Source organism: Altericroceibacterium xinjiangense (genome assembly GCF_003958635.1).
Taxonomy (GTDB): domain Bacteria; phylum Pseudomonadota; class Alphaproteobacteria; order Sphingomonadales; family Sphingomonadaceae; genus Altericroceibacterium_A; species Altericroceibacterium_A xinjiangense.
Genome location: NZ_RSEK01000003.1, coordinates 58,885 through 74,096, shown reverse-complemented (window position 1 = coordinate 74,096; position 15,212 = coordinate 58,885). Strand labels below are relative to the sequence as shown.

The 15,212-nt window shown below is 62.0% G+C and carries 14 protein-coding genes; 3 read left to right on the top strand and 11 right to left on the bottom strand.

Annotated elements, in window-relative coordinates; all coding sequences use genetic code 11:
* Positions 1 to 84 precede the first annotated feature (84 nt).
* The 3 genes from ELY13_RS04260 to ELY13_RS04250 all read left to right on the top strand — a co-directional run bounded on the left by ELY13_RS04260 (position 85) and on the right by ELY13_RS04250 (position 2,738).
* Positions 85 to 411 carry a hypothetical protein gene (locus ELY13_RS04260; protein ID WP_126172658.1) on the top strand — a complete coding sequence of 109 codons (327 nt, stop codon included), beginning with the start codon at positions 85 to 87 and terminating at the stop codon, positions 409 to 411.
* A gap of 129 nt (positions 412 to 540) precedes the next feature.
* Positions 541 to 2,010, top strand: coding sequence for an amidophosphoribosyltransferase (gene purF / locus ELY13_RS04255; RefSeq protein ID WP_126172657.1), 1,470 nt, complete (start codon positions 541 to 543; stop codon positions 2,008 to 2,010).
* Positions 2,010 to 2,738, top strand: a complete 729-nt coding sequence (locus ELY13_RS04250) for an SDR family NAD(P)-dependent oxidoreductase (protein WP_126172656.1) — start codon at positions 2,010 to 2,012, stop codon at positions 2,736 to 2,738. Before purF ends, ELY13_RS04250 begins: the two co-directional genes overlap by 1 nt.
* Positions 2,739 to 3,156: 418 nt before the next feature.
* Here ELY13_RS04250 and ELY13_RS04245 read toward each other — a convergent pair whose 3' ends face one another.
* The 11 genes from ELY13_RS04245 to ELY13_RS04200 all read right to left on the bottom strand — a co-directional run bounded on the left by ELY13_RS04245 (position 3,157) and on the right by ELY13_RS04200 (position 15,027).
* Positions 3,157 to 3,501 carry a hypothetical protein gene (locus ELY13_RS04245; protein WP_126172655.1) on the bottom strand — a complete coding sequence of 115 codons (345 nt, stop codon included), beginning with the start codon at positions 3,499 to 3,501 and terminating at the stop codon, positions 3,157 to 3,159.
* 176 nt (positions 3,502 to 3,677) lie between these two features.
* Entirely contained in the window at positions 3,678 to 4,661 is a 984-nt protein-coding gene (locus tag ELY13_RS04240) for a UDP-glucuronic acid decarboxylase family protein (RefSeq protein ID WP_126172654.1), read from the bottom strand.
* Positions 4,662 to 4,773: 112 nt separating this feature from the next.
* On the bottom strand, positions 4,774 to 5,622 hold the full coding sequence (locus ELY13_RS04235; RefSeq protein WP_126172653.1) for a class I SAM-dependent methyltransferase: 849 nt from the start codon (positions 5,620 to 5,622) through the stop codon (positions 4,774 to 4,776).
* Positions 5,619 to 5,921 carry a hypothetical protein gene (locus ELY13_RS15150; protein WP_206435980.1) on the bottom strand — a complete coding sequence of 101 codons (303 nt, stop codon included), beginning with the start codon at positions 5,919 to 5,921 and terminating at the stop codon, positions 5,619 to 5,621. The genes ELY13_RS04235 and ELY13_RS15150 overlap by 4 nt, the downstream gene beginning before the upstream one ends.
* A 70-nt stretch (positions 5,922 to 5,991) precedes the next feature.
* The gene (locus ELY13_RS04225; protein ID WP_126172652.1) at positions 5,992 to 7,092 is read right to left on the bottom strand and encodes a glycosyltransferase family 1 protein; all 1,101 of its coding nucleotides are present in this window, start codon (positions 7,090 to 7,092) and stop codon (positions 5,992 to 5,994) included.
* A 58-nt stretch (positions 7,093 to 7,150) separates the two neighbouring features.
* The gene (locus ELY13_RS15540; protein WP_277600631.1) at positions 7,151 to 8,032 is read right to left on the bottom strand and encodes a glycosyltransferase family 4 protein; all 882 of its coding nucleotides are present in this window, start codon (positions 8,030 to 8,032) and stop codon (positions 7,151 to 7,153) included.
* Between the two features lie 188 nt (positions 8,033 to 8,220).
* A complete protein-coding gene (locus ELY13_RS15140) occupies positions 8,221 to 9,174 on the bottom strand; it encodes a hypothetical protein (protein WP_206435979.1) in 954 nt (317 codons plus the stop codon).
* Between the two features lie 152 nt (positions 9,175 to 9,326).
* On the bottom strand, positions 9,327 to 10,289 hold the full coding sequence (locus ELY13_RS04215) for a hypothetical protein (protein ID WP_126172650.1): 963 nt from the start codon (positions 10,287 to 10,289) through the stop codon (positions 9,327 to 9,329).
* Positions 10,286 to 11,737 (bottom strand): flippase, encoded by a 1,452-nt coding sequence (locus tag ELY13_RS04210; protein ID WP_126172649.1) that lies wholly within the window; start codon positions 11,735 to 11,737, stop codon positions 10,286 to 10,288. The genes ELY13_RS04215 and ELY13_RS04210 overlap by 4 nt, the downstream gene beginning before the upstream one ends.
* Positions 11,738 to 11,747: 10 nt before the next feature.
* The gene (locus tag ELY13_RS04205; RefSeq protein ID WP_164549695.1) at positions 11,748 to 12,860 is read right to left on the bottom strand and encodes a tetratricopeptide repeat protein; all 1,113 of its coding nucleotides are present in this window, start codon (positions 12,858 to 12,860) and stop codon (positions 11,748 to 11,750) included.
* Between the two features lie 106 nt (positions 12,861 to 12,966).
* Positions 12,967 to 15,027 carry a GumC family protein gene (locus ELY13_RS04200; protein ID WP_164549694.1) on the bottom strand — a complete coding sequence of 687 codons (2,061 nt, stop codon included), beginning with the start codon at positions 15,025 to 15,027 and terminating at the stop codon, positions 12,967 to 12,969.
* Positions 15,028 to 15,212 lie beyond the last annotated feature (185 nt).

Here is a 15,212-nt window from a genome sequence, read left to right as displayed (position 1 = left end):
GTTCCTTCGCCGCGCTCGGTAACGGGCCTTGTGCCCCAGCTCAGACGCCGCTTTACATGAGTGAGCTTGCGGGTTGAGCATCGTATGTATCTTGTAGGTGAATATGGGCGGCTGATCGCGTGGATCGGTGACAGCACGGGCGCTTCCGATACGCTTCTGCACGTCCATGCCGGTTTGGCCGTCATGCTGGCCGCTCGCCTGGTAACAGGTTATTCGCTCGCTTCGCCCGTTCCTTTCGCTTTCGTCTGCGTCGCAGAGATCGGGAATGAGGTCCTGGACAGGATCAACTACGGGGGCTGGAAGTGGCCCGACACGACCCTCGACATCGTCAGCACGCTCTTCTGGCCGTTCGTGCTGATGATCGCGCTGCGGTTTCGCAAACCCCGCGCGGTGGGCCCCGCACGCGCCTGAGACGGAGCCCGATCCTCCGTCCCGTTTCATATTCGCCCGGTTCATCCTGCCGGTGATAAACCGACCGCCTCCTTGCAAACCCGCTCGTTCGTCCCCATTGGGACGCGGCAGCAATTCCCACGGGGAACGATGAACTTCACCGATCCTTTACGCGACCTCGACGGCGACAAACTGCGCGAGGAATGTGGCGTCTTCGGCCTGATCGGCGCGATGGATGCCGCGGCCATCTGTGCGCTTGGCCTTCATGCCCTCCAGCATCGAGGACAGGAAGCCGTCGGCATTACCAGCTTCGACGGGAGTGAATTCTTCTCCCACAAGGGGCTTGGCCACGTGGCGGACAACTTCGCCAGCGGAGAAACAATCGCGGAACTGCCCGGGATGATGGCGGCGGGGCACGTCCGCTATTCCACCACCGGTGGATCAGGCTTTCGTAACGTGCAGCCGCTTTATGCCGATCTGGCGACCGGTGGCTTTGCCGTTGCGCACAATGGCAATATCTCGAACGGCGGGCAACTCCGCGCCGACCTCGTCCGCAAGGGCGCCATCTTCCAGTCCACCTCGGATACCGAGGTGATTATCCACCTTGTTGCAACCAGCCGGTATCCCACGCTGCTGGACCGGTTCGTGGACGCGCTGCGCCTGGTCGAAGGCGCCTACTCGCTCATCTGCATGACGCCGGAAGGGATGATCGCCTGCCGCGATCCGCTCGGCATCCGGCCGCTCGTCATGGGCAAGCTGGGCGATGCGACCGTGTTCGCCAGCGAAACGGTGGCACTGGACGTGGTGGGGGCCGAATTCGTCCGTGCGGTAGAACCCGGGGAACTGCTGCAGATCGACTTTGACGGCAATGTCCGGAGCCATCATCCCTTCGGCACCATTTCGCCGCGGCCTTGCATCTTCGAACATGTTTATTTCAGCCGACCGGATTCCATCCTCAACAAGCGCTCAGTGTACGAATCGCGCAAGCAGATCGGCGTTCAGCTGGCCATCGAAGCCATGGCCGATGCCGATCTGGTGGTGCCGGTGCCGGACAGCGGGGTTCCTGCTGCAATCGGGTTTTCGCAGCAATCGGGTATCCCATTCGAACTCGGCATCATCCGCTCCCACTATGTCGGGCGGACCTTCATTCAGCCTTCGGAAGGCGCGCGCCATTCCAGCGTGAAGCGCAAGCACAACGCCAACCGCCTGCTGGTGGAAGGCAAACGCATCGTACTGATCGACGATTCGATTGTGCGCGGCACCACCAGCCTGAAGATCGTCCAGATGATGCGGGATGCCGGCGCGAAGGAAGTGCACTTCCGCGTCGCCAGCCCGCCGACCGGCTATGGCTGCTACTACGGGGTGGATACTCCGGAACGTTCCAAGCTTCTCGCCGGGCGAATGGATGTCGACGCGATGTGTGAATTCATCCAGGCCGACAGTCTGGCGTTCGTCTCGATCGACGGGCTCTACCGCGCAGTCGGGCACGAACAGCGCAACAACGCCTGCCCACAGTACTGCGATGCCTGCTTCACGGGGGATTATCCGACGCGCCTGACCGATCTTGCCGCCCGGGCCGATCACCCCGCGTTCGACCGCCCGGCCAACAAGGTCGCCTGATGTCTGGCAACAAGCCGCTTGAGGGGCGGATCGCCCTCGTCACCGGTGCAAGCCGCGGCATTGGCGCCGCCACGGCCAAGGCCTTGGCCGCGGCCGGGGCCCACGTCGTGATTACTGCCCGCAACGCCGGCGACCTTGAGCAGGTCGAGGAGGCAATTCACCAGAATGGTGGGGCGGCGACGATCGCGCCGATGGACCTGACCGAAAGCGATTCGATAGCGCGCCTTGCCAACGCTGTCGCGGAACGGTGGGATCGACTCGACATTTTGGTCATCAACGCTGCAATCTTGCCCACGCTCACTCCTGTGACGCACATCGAGCAGCGCGAGTTCAACCGGGCTCTGACGCTCAACGTACTTGCGACGCAGGCTCTGCTGGTCAACTTTGATCCCTTGCTGAAGCGCGGACAACAAGGGCGGGTCATCGGGATGACGAGCTCTGTCGGTTCGGAAGCGCGGGCTTTCTGGGGCGCTTACGGGGCAAGCAAGGCGGCTTTCGATACCCTGCTCCTGACCTACGCGCACGAAGTTCAGCGGATCTCCGAGACGCGGGTTGCCATCCTCGATCCCGGCGGTACCCGCACGGCCATGCGCGCGCGCGCCTTCCCGGGTGAAGATCCCGAAGCCGTGAAGCCACCCGAAGTCGTGGCCGACAGGATCGTCGCTTTGCTGAGCGAAGATTTCCCGACCTGCCATCGGGAACGGATCGAAGCCTCCGGACGGACGTAATCGAACTGGTCCGCAGCGGGCCGGACGTGCGAAGACGCCCTGTTCATGCGCAGCGCTGCGCGCAGCTGCATGTAAACAAAGAAGCTCTATTCCGCGGGATCCGCTGGCCGCAGGCTTGGCCCAAGCGATTTGGCTTCGCTTGTTCGAGATACATCTTGCCGGGTCGATCGGGACCGGCTGAACTCGGCGCCTCATGATCATCAGCTCGCCAAGCTTCAGGGGTGATGACAGCCGGAGGGGGAGCGCGGTTGAGTGGCTAACGATTAGAGGCTGGCAAAGGGGCGCCGAAGAGCAGAGGCGCCCGAAACGCCTGGCTCACCGGCGTCTGGCTCACCGGCGCCTGCCTCACTCACCTTCGATTAGACCAGCGGAAAACTCGACCTAACTCGATCGTGAGCTTCTGCTGCAAGTCGTTCCGCTACTGCAATCGCTGAAGGCAGGCGATCGCCAGCTGCGCCTTTGAGCCCATCGCGGCTGCCGGATCGACCGCCGCTTCGGCGTTTGATTCGCCCTCCGATTCTGCGGGGCGCGCTTCGGGCTGCGGCCCAGCCGCTTCCACCCGGCTGGCATAGATCCCGCGAGCACGGTCGAGCAGTGCAAGCTGCGGTTCGGACACCAGCCCCGACTCCTGCAGCCGACCGACGACCGAAGCGATGGCTTCACGGCAAGCCAGGGCGCGGAGGTAGGGAGAGCCGGCATCCTCCAGCGCCTGCTGGTCGCCGAACGAAAGAGCATTCGCCGCACGGCGCTGCTCGGCGCTCACGGCTTGAGCGGCCTCCGGTTGCGCTGCTGCATCCTGCCACGCCCCCTCGGGCAGGGAGTCCGAACAGGCGGCGAGAACACAACAGAGGAGAGCAGCGGCGTAATTGCGCATTCGCGGCGGACAAGCGGTCGACATCGTGAATTCGTCTAGGCGAGTGGCGGCCGGTTCGCCAAGCACTATATCGCCGCTTCGGCCAGGCCTTCTTCGCTCATCTGCTTGTCGAAGTAGGCAATCGTATGACGAAGCCCCTCGTTGAGCGCGACCTGCGGCTCCCACCCGAGTTCGCGCCGTGCCAGTTCGATGTTGGGCTGGCGCTGCTTCGGATCGTCCTGCGGCAACGGCAACGAATGTATCTTCGACTTCGAACCAGTGAGCGCAATTACCTGCTCGGCCAGTTCGCGGATAGTGAACTCCGACGGGTTGCCCAGATTTACAGGCCCGGTGAAGTCGTCAGGGGTGTCCATCAGTCGCAGAAAACCGTCGATGAGATCCGAATAATAGCAGAACGAACGCGTCTGCGAACCATCGCCATAAATGGTGATGGGCTCTCCCTTCAGCGCCTGCATCACGAAGTTCGACACTACGCGCCCGTCCGATGGATGCATCCGGGGACCATAGGTGTTGAAGATGCGGGCAACCTTGACCGGCAGGTCATGCTGTCGCCGGTAGTCGAAGAACAGGGTTTCTGCGCACCGCTTGCCCTCATCGTAGCAGGATCGCACGCCGACCGGATTGACGTTGCCCCAGTACTCCTCCCGCTGGGGGTGGACGGTCGGGTCACCGTAGACTTCGCTCGTCGAAGCCTGGAAGATCTTGCACCGCAACCGCTTGGCCAGGCCGAGCATGTTGATCGCGCCGAGTACGCTGGTCTTGGTCGTCTGGACGGGATCGTGCTGGTAATGAACAGGCGACGCCGGGCAAGCGAGATTGTAGATCTCGTCCACCTCCACATAGAGCGGGAATGTGACATCGTGGCGGATGAACTCGAAGGCCGGATTGCCATGGAGATGATCGAGGTTCTGCTTCTGCCCGGTGAACAGATTGTCGACGCACAGAACCTCATCCCCACGCTCGATCAGGCGGTCGATCAGGTGCGATCCCAGGAACCCGGCACCACCTGTCACCAGAACGCGACGTCGACCGTAACCCTTGCGTGCCATATTCAACATAGTCCTGTCTTCGGTATTCTCGCCGAGCCTGTTGTCATGGGCGCGGCGTCGGTTTCTGGGCGGCCTTGCGGCGGCTACCCCGGAAGTGGCGTCGATCGGCCGGTCAGGGAGATTTTTCGTCCGTCAGCCGCTTGAAATCGCGCGCTGCTCCCGTCGCGGGGAGGAGCATCAGGAGGGTGCGGATGGCGCGGATGCCAACGATGTTGAGCATGCTCCCCGTCAGCGCTTTCGTAGCGGCGTTCCGCGGAACCCTGTCGAAAAGCGTGTACTTCCCGAGAAAGCGGACTGAGTAGCCGAACCTCTTGCCGATCAGGCGCATCGCGTCTTTCGAGTAGAAAAAGACGTGCTGCCCGGACGCTGGTGCAAGATACCACCAGTCGGGCCCCTGCCCCTCGTAGAAAGCGGTTGTGACGAGGAGCGATTCCGGCCGGGCGGCGAAAAGAGCTTCCAGATCCGTCTGCGGATGAGCGAAGTGCTCAAGCACTTCGAACGCAGTGTACAGGACCGGCCGGCGCGGACGCTCCGTCGGGACTCCCTGCGCATATCCTGCGACAGCGTAGCGGTCCTCCATTCGAGCATCGAGGCCATAATCACGGAGCAGACGGCACAGCAGCCCATCGCCGCCACCGAAATCAAATATCGTGCGTGTGCCGGAGATGCGGGCCCACGTGTACACCGCCGACAGGTTGGTGAGATTCCGCTGCGCAGCCCCCGTATCGATCCGAGCCAGGTTCGAATTCGCATAGGCCTCGTCCAGCCAGTATGGCTCCTCGCTCTGCAGTGAGCCACACCCGCTGCAGCGGTAGAAGGTAACGACGTGCTTTTCGATAAGCCGGAGCGTGAACGTCGCAGCGGCCGGAGCCTCGCAGAGGCGGCAGGCGATGGTGCTGTCCGGGTCGGCCGACACACCCTCACCATCCAGCTCATTCGCGGAAACGGCGGGCGTCATCATCGGCTGGCTACCAAGGCAAATCCACTATCGCGTAGCTGCGGGTACTTCGCAGCAATGACGAGATACTCGCCAGCTCGGCGAACGAGCTTGCACGTCGAGTCGTGCTGGCCCACTGCATGGCCGATCAGCTTGAAATCGGCAGACCAAGAGCGGCCCACGGCGGCACGAACTTCGGACTGCTTTTTCAGGCGCAACTCGGCAAGACTGGAACCATCCTGTCCGGTGATCCCAGTGATCGATACAACCTTACCCATTGAAAATTCTTGCCCTTCACCGAAGTCCCTCTCGAAATCTGCCACACTTGTTGCAGGCATTTTCGAGAGCAAGGCGCCTTACAGAGGTTTCCGCCAGAACGATACGGGTGTCCAGTCAGCGCCTGAAAAAATTACGAATTTGCGTCACCACCGGGCCGTTCACCCCTAACTGGGGAAAGCGTGCCTCCAGACGGTAGAGGATGTTCCGGACGAGCAGCTTCGCTGCCATGCCTAGATCCGTGCCGCCGCTGACGGTTCGCGGGGTCTCGCGCCGCGCGATCGCCGGCGACGCATCAGAGCGGATCGCCTCACGAACTTGCCCGACGAAACGCTCCCAGTTGTAGTGCTCCGTCAGGCGTGCATCAGCAAGGCGGCGCCTTGCGACAATGGCCTCGGATTCTTCTGCAAACTGCAGATCGTCCAGGACCTTGCATGCTCCCCTCACGTCATCGGTGGGGACGTTGACGATCGATGGTTCCCCAACATAGCCGCTCGTTGGCGTGCAAACCGGAGTAAGGCCCCAGCTCATCGCTTCGAGGACAGAGGTCGGATTGGCATCGGCGCGGCCGACAGTGATCATAAAGTCGTACTGGGCGATCAGGCGGCGCCCTGCTTCCGATGAGAAGTCGACAAATCCCAGGGAGCGGACGTTACGCAGCGGCTTGCCCCGCCCGGCCCAGTCGATCGTGCCGCCGCTCCATTCTCCCGCAATTCGGTCCAGATACTGCAAGTTCTTCCCCGGGTGGTCGTTACCTATATATAGGAACTTTCTCGCCCCCTTGGGTGCAGCCGTCTCGCGCAGCCGGGGAAATCGTGCGCGGTTCACCGCAAGATCCAGATGAACCATCTTCGGCATCCACCGCCGCGTCTCCGCGCTCGGGTGCTCAAACCAGTAGCGGCCGGTAATCGCGAGAAAAAGGTCGCAGTGATCGACGACATCGTCGAGGAAGCCGACTTGCTGCCAGTCGGTATTGTATGGCTGAAGCAATATCCGCCGGGACCAGCCCGGTTCCTGCAACGATCGTCGAAAAACCGTTCGGGAAACCGCGTGTGCGTGACCGATGAGTACATCTCCCGGCTCCGGCCTGATCGTGTACGTGCGGTCGAAATCGTGCGTTGTAACCGGCCAGTCCCGGCCGAGCTCCGTCAGGAGAGTGTGACCGATGACGTCCGGTGCGGCGTCGCGAGCGCGGTGGGGATAGATCAGATGAATCACAGGCTGCGTCCGTCTTGCATGCGACCGGGTGAGGTTCCGTCTTCAGGCTGCATGTCGGTCAACGGTAGAGCTCCCATATCTGGGCGGATGCGCTGTCCCAGTTGAACAGATCGGCGCGCCGGTGACCGGCCTCGATCAGCTCATTGCGCCGATCTTCGTTCTCGAGGCGGCGAAGCAGCGTCGCATAAGCGTCCGGGTCTTGTGCGTCAGCCAGCAGCGCAGCAGTGCCGGTAACCTCGGGAAAGGACGAACGATTAGCGGCAACGACAGGACAGCCGCATGCCATCGCCTCCAGAATCGGCAACCCAAATCCTTCGTAGTCGGACGGGAACACAAAGGCATACGCGCTGCTGTATAGCCGCCGAAGCTTTTCGGAGCTTACCGCAGCATGCTCGGTCCACCGTCCCGGCAGGCGCAATTCCAGGTGCGCCTTTTCCGCCTGGGTCAGGTGGGGCCCTGCGACCGCCAGTGCTATATCGGGCAGCCGCTCGACGGTTGAGATTGCCAGGTCGAACCGCTTGTACCCGACCCTCTGGCCGATGAAGAGGACATAAGGCCTGCCCGGCTGCGTCTCCGGATCAGGATAAAACATCTGCTGATCCACCCCGTGCGGCACCACACATGTACGCGCGGGATCTACCTGCGGGAAATATGAAAGAAGGTCCGCACGGGTCGATGCGGAGTTACAGATCGCCATGTCTGCCGCAAGAATACTGTTGCGCTTCTGGAAGTGGTGAACCCTTTTGGACCATCCTTCGAAATACCGCTCATATGTAAAGTCATAGACGGATGTCAGGTAGCGATCGACCGGGCCGAACGGAGTTCGATAGTACGACGTGTGAAATGTCGCTCCACGAGACGCGGACGGCACAGGCAGGTAACGGGCCGCAGCAGTAGGGGTCGTTTCGCGACGCACGGAAAAACCGGTCAGGTCCGGCATCTGATGCGCGCGTAAGGTTCGCGGGAGCAGCAGCTCTGCAGCGGGGAACACGCCTGACTTGCCCGTCGCTTCGACCAGACGAGACCAAAAGTTCGAAATTCCCCCAAATCTCTGCAGACCGAAGATGATGCTGTCGAGAATAAGTCTGTCCGAAGTGTCCGGGGCGCCACCGGTCGCGCGGGTCGCCATCATTTCTGCGACCGATTGGTGAATTTGGTGAAGAGGAGCGGTGCGAGCCAGACAAAAGGCGACGCCCAGGAGAATAGCACACCGGTTGTAAGAAGAACATAAAGGAAGCGCCGACTGATCACCTCGCTTTGCGTCGCGAACTTGTACATCAGATACTGGAACATGATGAACAGCACGAACAGAATTGGCCCGATCGTCCATCCTGCGATCAGGATGAAGGGGTAAAGGACCGTCCCGAAGGCGTTATATGCGCTTTGCAGGCTCTGGATGTAGACGAACCGCGTCAGATCTATGCCGACGAATCGACCCGGCGAAAGTTCGCCGTCGTACTGCTGGATGTAGTCGACCACGAACAGCACCGCATCGAGCGGTTTGAAGAACAAGCCCAGATACTGCAGCGCCGTGGGATCGTAGATCTGTGGCGTCTCGAGCAGGCGAGCAATGCCGATAAGCGGATAGGTGAGGAAGAAGGTGGCCGTCGCCTCCCCGTAAACGATGGCTTCCCCGAAGCGGATGTATAGCAGCAAGACCGACATCGAGAGCGCTGCCGCTCCCAAAACGACCTTCGCACGCTTGGTAATCCCCGCCGAAAAGAAGATGGCAACTGTAAGAAGAATTAGAGGAACACGCGTAAAATAGGCGAAGGCAGAGAGAACCAGCAGCCCATACACGACGGTACTGTAGCGGAATGCGATGACCCGAACGACGAGATAATTGACCAGAATTTCACTGAATACGAAGTCGATCAGGTTTGGCCGCAGGTCACCTTCGCCAAAGAACTGGGCCCGATCCGCCCAGCCTCCTCCCTGAAAGATGGTCCAGAGCCGCAAGCCCAGGATGGCGATACAGATCGCGAGAATGAGATTGTGGAACGTGGCCCATTTCGCCAGGCCTCGGGGCCCGGTCTGCACATCCACCGGAGCAGATGCGCCCGGAAGCGCATGCGTCGCCATTTCAGATGCTCCGCCAGATGGTGCGGCAGCGCGCCTCGCCGAGGGCGCAAATCCCCTGCCCGAGGGGCGCCGAAATGCGCCGCCCGTTCAACAAGCCGTGCACCTCGCGCGGCATCGGATCGCGAGGCAGGTCGCTCGCAACGCTCATCCATTCAGACACGCGGGCGGTTCCTCATCTTGCGAAAGGTTTGGTAGACCCACTTGGCCAGCCGATGCAGGCGCAGTTTTCGAGCAGTCTGGGAAAGGGCGGAGACGAGCATCGCGGAACCAAGGATCTCCTCCGTCAGGCGTTTGCGATACTCCGGATCGTCTATCGGTTCGCGGGTTTTAGCCGCAAGCGGCCAGATAATCTCACCATGGGCGACGTTGTGATTGCGCGTTTCGATACTGGAGTGCGTTCCTACCACGCCGATGTTTCGAATAAGGTTGGCTTCCGGCAGAACCGCAAGCCCGTCATGTGCCTGGATGGTGAACGTCCACTGGGTGTCCCACGTGTCGACGTTGTGCCTCAGGTGGAAGTCAAACATATGACTGAGATAGCGTGCCGTCGCTCGCCCGTGTCGCTGCCGCAGCCGGGTTGCGAGGGCTGGATTCCACCCGGTCATGCCAACGTCATAGCGCGCCCACGCGTCGCGCCAGCTTGCCCATCCCCAAATCGAGCCGAGACTGGAAAACAGATAGGTGGATGATCGAACCCCCGCCCCCAGCGGATTGAACCCCGACACCATCATGACGCGCGGCTCGTCGCGATATCGTTCGATCATCTCAGCACAGAAGCGGAAGAAGTCCGGCGACGGCACGACGTCGTCTTCAAGGATGATCCCTTCTTCCTCGTTGGCGAAGAACCAGTCGATGGCGGCGATTACTCCGCGGCGGCAGCCGAGGTTTTCATCCTGGAACCGGGTTCTGACCTCGCAGGGCCAGTCAATCGCCTCGAGGACGGCACGGCGGACCTCCTCGATCTGCTCGGCCTCCCCCGGTCGGTCCGCACGCGCGCCGTCTCCGGCAACATAGAGCCGGGTCGGCCGCGCATCGCTAATGGCGCTCAGGACCTCGAGCGAGGTGTCCTTGCGGTTGAAAACGATGAAGAGAACCGGAAGATCATTGGTGTTCACGATGCAGGGCCTTCTGACTTTGCGGCCGGGTACAGCCTGCGTCGCAATACGGCCAGCGGCCACACCAGCGCCTCAAGCTTGATAAAGAACAGCGGCCGCGTCTTCGCACTCAGCGCGTCGGCGAGGAAGGTGGAGATAATCTGCGCGCAGAGAGACGCGATTGCTGCGCCGACCGCACCCAGCGCAGGCACCAACAGCAGGTTGGTCCCGAAGTTCGCCGCCGCGCCCAGAACGGTGAAGAGCAGCGTCCAGCTCTGCAGTCCATGTGAAAGGTACCACTGGTTGCCGAGAATCCCGATGCTTACGAATACGCCGGTCCAGATGTGAACCTGGAGCACCGGCACCGCGCGGGCATAAGGCTCCCCGTAGAGAAACTGAATTGCTGTCCCGGCCAGCAGGGTAAGGGCAACAGCGATGACTGCACTGATGCCGACCATCCAGTACATCGCCGTGCGAATGGCTGCGGAGTGCTCGCCGCCCGAATCCCGCATCATCGCCTGCCATCGTGGGAAGAAGGATGTCGCGAGGATCGTCGGGAGGACGTAGAACATCTCGCTGAAGCGCACCGCGGCAGCATACATGCCCATTTCCGTGGCCCCGCGCATCGACATGATGACGAACTGGTCGATCCGCATGTAAATGGCGATCGCAAGCCCGGAGAGCAGCAGCGGCCAAGCTCCCACGAGGAGCTCCTTGGCCACACCCAAGTCGATCTTCCACCCGCCCGGCCGGCTCCGGTCGGTGGCATAGGCTATGGCCAGGCCGATGCCGCCAAGCAGCTGCTCCACCACAAGCGTCCAGGCCAGGGCCTCGACGCTCCTGAACGTGTAAAGGACCGCGATCTTTGCGGTACCGGAGATCAGGAAAGCCGCGTTATCGGCAATCACGGCCCGGCGAGCGTTCACGTTGGCTTCGAACCAGTAACGAAAGGTTTCGGTCGGCCTGAGGATCAGCCCACACGCCACAATCGCCACGATCCGGCTGTAAGGGTCGTCGTCCTGGGCAAACAGTGCGAGGGAAACAGTGGCCGCCGTCACCACCAGCATCGCCACGAACTGGAGGGCAAAGCTAGTCAGCAGGGTTCTGCCAGCCTCGGCCGGGTGATCGACCAGCCGCTTTATCACGACTCCGTTGAGGCCAAGCGCCACGACCAAGGTAAGAAACGCGATTACCGTCTGCGCATAGCTGATCCCGCCGAAACTGGCTGGCCCGAGCAGCCGGGCAGCCAGTATCCCGATCACGAAATTGCCAAATACCCGCGCGAACCGATCAAAGAACAACCAGCCCATGTTGGCAACTTCGCGGCGGTAGTTCCCCAGAAGCCCACGGACAAAGCTCAGGACCGGGTCGAGGACGCGCGCTGCCATGGCGAAGCGGCCGGGGCCGTGCGGCTGCACTGCCCCCGGCGGCTCCACCGGCGGAAAAAGATCATGGCGGCCTCGCGGCATCACTTGGAACTCAGCGTTTTTCCAGCGTCAAGTTGCTGATCGTGACTTCTGACCGGCCAATCGCGTCAGCGCCCGTGACTTCCAGGTCAAACTGCACGCCCGAGCAGCCGCTGGGGATCTGGAGAGGCGCCTCTACTTGTCTGGCATCCGGCACGACAGGCAACGTACGTGTCCAGAACTGGCGCGAACCCTCGGCCGTGCGGCAGTAGGCAGTCCAGGTGATCTCAGGCGCCCGCGCCGAATCGGCGTAGCTCACTGCTTCCACCAGCGTATAGCTTCCCGCTGGTCGTGACACGACCCGGGTGGCAGCCACGATCCTGGTATTGCTGTCGACCGACACCGCCAATTCGCCGTCCGGCCCAGCGGAAACCTCGCCGGTTGCACCCTGGTAAAAAGTCCAGACCAGCGGGCGAAAACGTTCGTCGATCGTGGATTCGGTAATCCCGAAAGCCTTCAGGTCGGCACCGGCGCTGGCGGCATATGCCACTGCGTCGTCGATCCGTCCTGCCTTGGCCAGTCTTTCCAGCAGCCGCGCTTCCAGTTCGGCATGGCCAGGTACAGCGCGCGCGCCTCCATAGCTGCGGAAGAAGGCCACAACCGGATCGAGATCGCGCGCCTGGTCGATCGCAACGGAAAGCATTGGCTCAATCCAAGGGCGCTCAGCGCGCACATACGGCACGAGAGCCTGCCGTACCAGCGGTTCACGCAAAGCCGATGCGAGTACCGGCACCAGCTGCCCTGCGCTGGACGGACGAGTGGTCAGCGCCCGATCGTAGTGACGCAAGGCGCTGTCGACGTCCCCATCGCGCACCGCATTTTCGATGAGCCACATCTGCGCCAGCGGATCGCGGCGCGAAACCCTTTCGGACAGTGACAGAAGCCGTTCGACGCGGGGCAGGTCTTCCTCATCCTGCCCGCTCACATAGGCAAGCATGCGGAGCGCGCGGGCGTTCAACGGATCGCTGCGCAATGCCAGTTGCGTAGCATCTATCCAGCCGCTGATCTCCTGTCCGTCGGCAGCCCCCGACGTGATCGCCGAATTGAACACGCTGACAATGGCACTGGCGTTTTGCGGCGCCAGCTTGAGTGCCAGCGACGGGCTGCGAGCCGCGAGGAAAGGCACCACCGCATCCCGCGCGGCCACGCCGGCAAGGAGGAGCGCGCCGAGAGCGGCGATCGCAGCTCCCGGCGTTACAGAGATCCTGCCCCGGCGGCCCCGGCGCCTGCGGTCAGGCGACGGTGGTGCGCGCATCTTCGTCATCGCCGTAGCTGTAGCCGTCACCGAATCCGCGACCGTAGCCGTACCCGCTGTCGCGCGTGCGCATCTTGGTCAGCACGGCACCAAAGATATGTCCGTGGGCTTGCCGCAGCCGCTCTATGGACGACTTGATCGTCCGGATAGCGGGACCGCGGTACTCAACGATCAGCACAACACCCTCCACGGTACGGGAGATGATCGGGGCGTCGGCAAGCCCCAGTACCGGCGGAGCGTCGATGATGACATGATCGTACTCGGCGGCACATTCGCCGAGCATGCGATCGAGACTGTCGCCGCTCAGCAATTCAGCGGCATTCGGCGGCATCGGACCAGTCGCGATAACGGAGACGTTCTTGAGCGAGGTCGGCTGCACCACGGAACGCCAATCTTCCTGACCCGAAAGTACGGTGCTGAGACCCTCCAGATTTGTGAGGTCGAGCAGGCCGTGGACCGACGGCGAACGCAAGTCGGCGTCGATCAGCAGCACCCTGCGCCCAGTGCGCCCAAGCACCGCGGAAAGCGCAAGCGAACTTGAGCTCTTGCCTTCCGCCGCCCGCGTGCTGGTGACCATCAGCGATTTCGGGAAGCCCTTGGTCGTCGCGAAGCTGAGATTCGATCGGACGCTGAAATAGGCCTCGTAGAACGCGGACTTCGGGTCGGCCAGTTCGTCCTGAACCACTCCCTCGATCGCCGGGGTATAACCCAGAAGAGGAACACCCAGTTCCGCCTTCAGCTCGGTCGGATCGTGAACGCCTTCGTCGATCTGGTCGAGGACGAACACCGTGAGTGCGGCGAGCGACACGCCGGCCAGCAATGCAATGGTGAGATTGATCAACAGGCTTGGCGAAGACGGCTGGCGCGGCACTTCGGCCGGCTCGGTAATGGCGACGTTGCTCGCCGCGACGGTCCCGGCAACGCCGATCTCCTTGTAGCGCTGCAGCAGCGCGTCGTACAGCTGGCGGTTCGTGTCGGCTTCGCGCTGGAAGATCGCGTATTGGATGCTCGCCCGCTGCTGGCTGTCGAGCCTCTGCTTCAGGTCGGTTACCCGTTCCCGCAGTTCCTGCTCGCGGCGCAGAGCCTCCTGATACTCCTCGTCGCGATTGCCCGAAATTCGCGAGACTTCGCGCTCGAGCATCGTATCGAGCGTGTCGAGACGCCGCTTCGCCTCGCGGGCCTGCGGGAAATCAGGCTCGAAGTTCTCGAGCAGCTGCGCATAGTTGCCTGCCGCTTCGGCGCGCTGCTGACGCAACAGCGCGATCGCCTGGCTGTTTATGACCTCGGAAGAAACGCCCGGGTTTGAATTCGTGCGAGCCTGGGCAGCGATCCGCGCAGCGGTCGCCCCATTAAGCGCCTCATTCAGCGCTTCCAGGTCGGTCGCGACGAGCGTGCGACCTATCATCGAGCGACCCGTCTCGTCGCGCGCCTGATCAAGGGTCACGATGCCCTGGTTCGTCGCATAGTTCACAACGCGCCGCTCCGACTGTTCAAGCCGGTCGCGCAGGACGGCAAGGCGCTGTTCGAGGATCTCACGCGCATCCGCAGTCGACGCGAACTGGCGCGCGATGTTGGATGCCATGAACGCCTTGATCCAGTCATTGGCAATCGCGGCCGAAAGCTCTGGAGACTGGCTGGTGAAGCGCACGTTCACAAGGCGCGAAGTGCGGACCGGGTCGATCGTCACATTCAACAGCAGCAAGTCCACCGCTTCTCGCTTCAGTGTCGCAAGATCACGGTTTTCAACCAGTTCCTCGTACCGGTCCCCCTCTCCCTGGGAAACGAAGAAGGCGGGATTGGCAAGCAGGTTCAAGTCCGCGACCACTCGTTCTGCAAGTGGGCGCGTCTGCAGGAGCGCGTACTGCGTTGCGTAGAATTCGATATCCCGGCCCGCCTCCTGCGACTCGAGACCCTGGACATTGGTGATCTGCTTCTGGTCGCGGCTGATCTCAACCTGCGACTGAGCCGTGTAGCGCTTGGGCATCAAAAGAGTAATCGTCACGCCCGCCAGCAGACAGCCGCCGATGATGGCGATCATGATCCATCGCCACCGCAGCGCCTTCGTCCAATACTGAAGGAGCAAAGGAGCAAACGTACCGCCGCGCGGCTGTTCCTGCGCGGGCAGATTGGGATCCGGTTCGGTCAGCCAACCAGATTTCATGTTGATCGCGGTGTTCATAGGTTAGTCTGGACCTAGTAGTGCCCATTACGGAGCGTATTGAA

Excerpts from the sequence above, each read along its gene's own strand:
- ELY13_RS04235 (WP_126172653.1), bottom strand. The coding sequence starts at position 5,622 with ATGATGACGCCCGCCGTTTCCGCGAATGAGCTGGATGGTGAGGGTGTG.
- ELY13_RS04260 (WP_126172658.1), top strand. The coding sequence starts at position 85 with ATGTATCTTGTAGGTGAATATGGGCGGCTGATCGCGTGGATCGGTGAC.
- purF (WP_126172657.1), top strand. The coding sequence starts at position 541 with ATGAACTTCACCGATCCTTTACGCGACCTCGACGGCGACAAACTGCGC.
- ELY13_RS15140 (WP_206435979.1), bottom strand. The coding sequence starts at position 9,174 with ATGGCGACGCATGCGCTTCCGGGCGCATCTGCTCCGGTGGATGTGCAG.
- ELY13_RS04240 (WP_126172654.1), bottom strand. The coding sequence starts at position 4,661 with ATGGCACGCAAGGGTTACGGTCGACGTCGCGTTCTGGTGACAGGTGGT.
- ELY13_RS04200 (WP_164549694.1), bottom strand. The coding sequence starts at position 15,027 with ATGATCGCCATCATCGGCGGCTGTCTGCTGGCGGGCGTGACGATTACT.
- ELY13_RS04250 (WP_126172656.1), top strand. The coding sequence starts at position 2,010 with ATGTCTGGCAACAAGCCGCTTGAGGGGCGGATCGCCCTCGTCACCGGT.
- ELY13_RS15540 (WP_277600631.1), bottom strand. The coding sequence starts at position 8,032 with ATGCCGGACCTGACCGGTTTTTCCGTGCGTCGCGAAACGACCCCTACT.
- ELY13_RS04210 (WP_126172649.1), bottom strand. The coding sequence starts at position 11,737 with ATGCCGCGAGGCCGCCATGATCTTTTTCCGCCGGTGGAGCCGCCGGGG.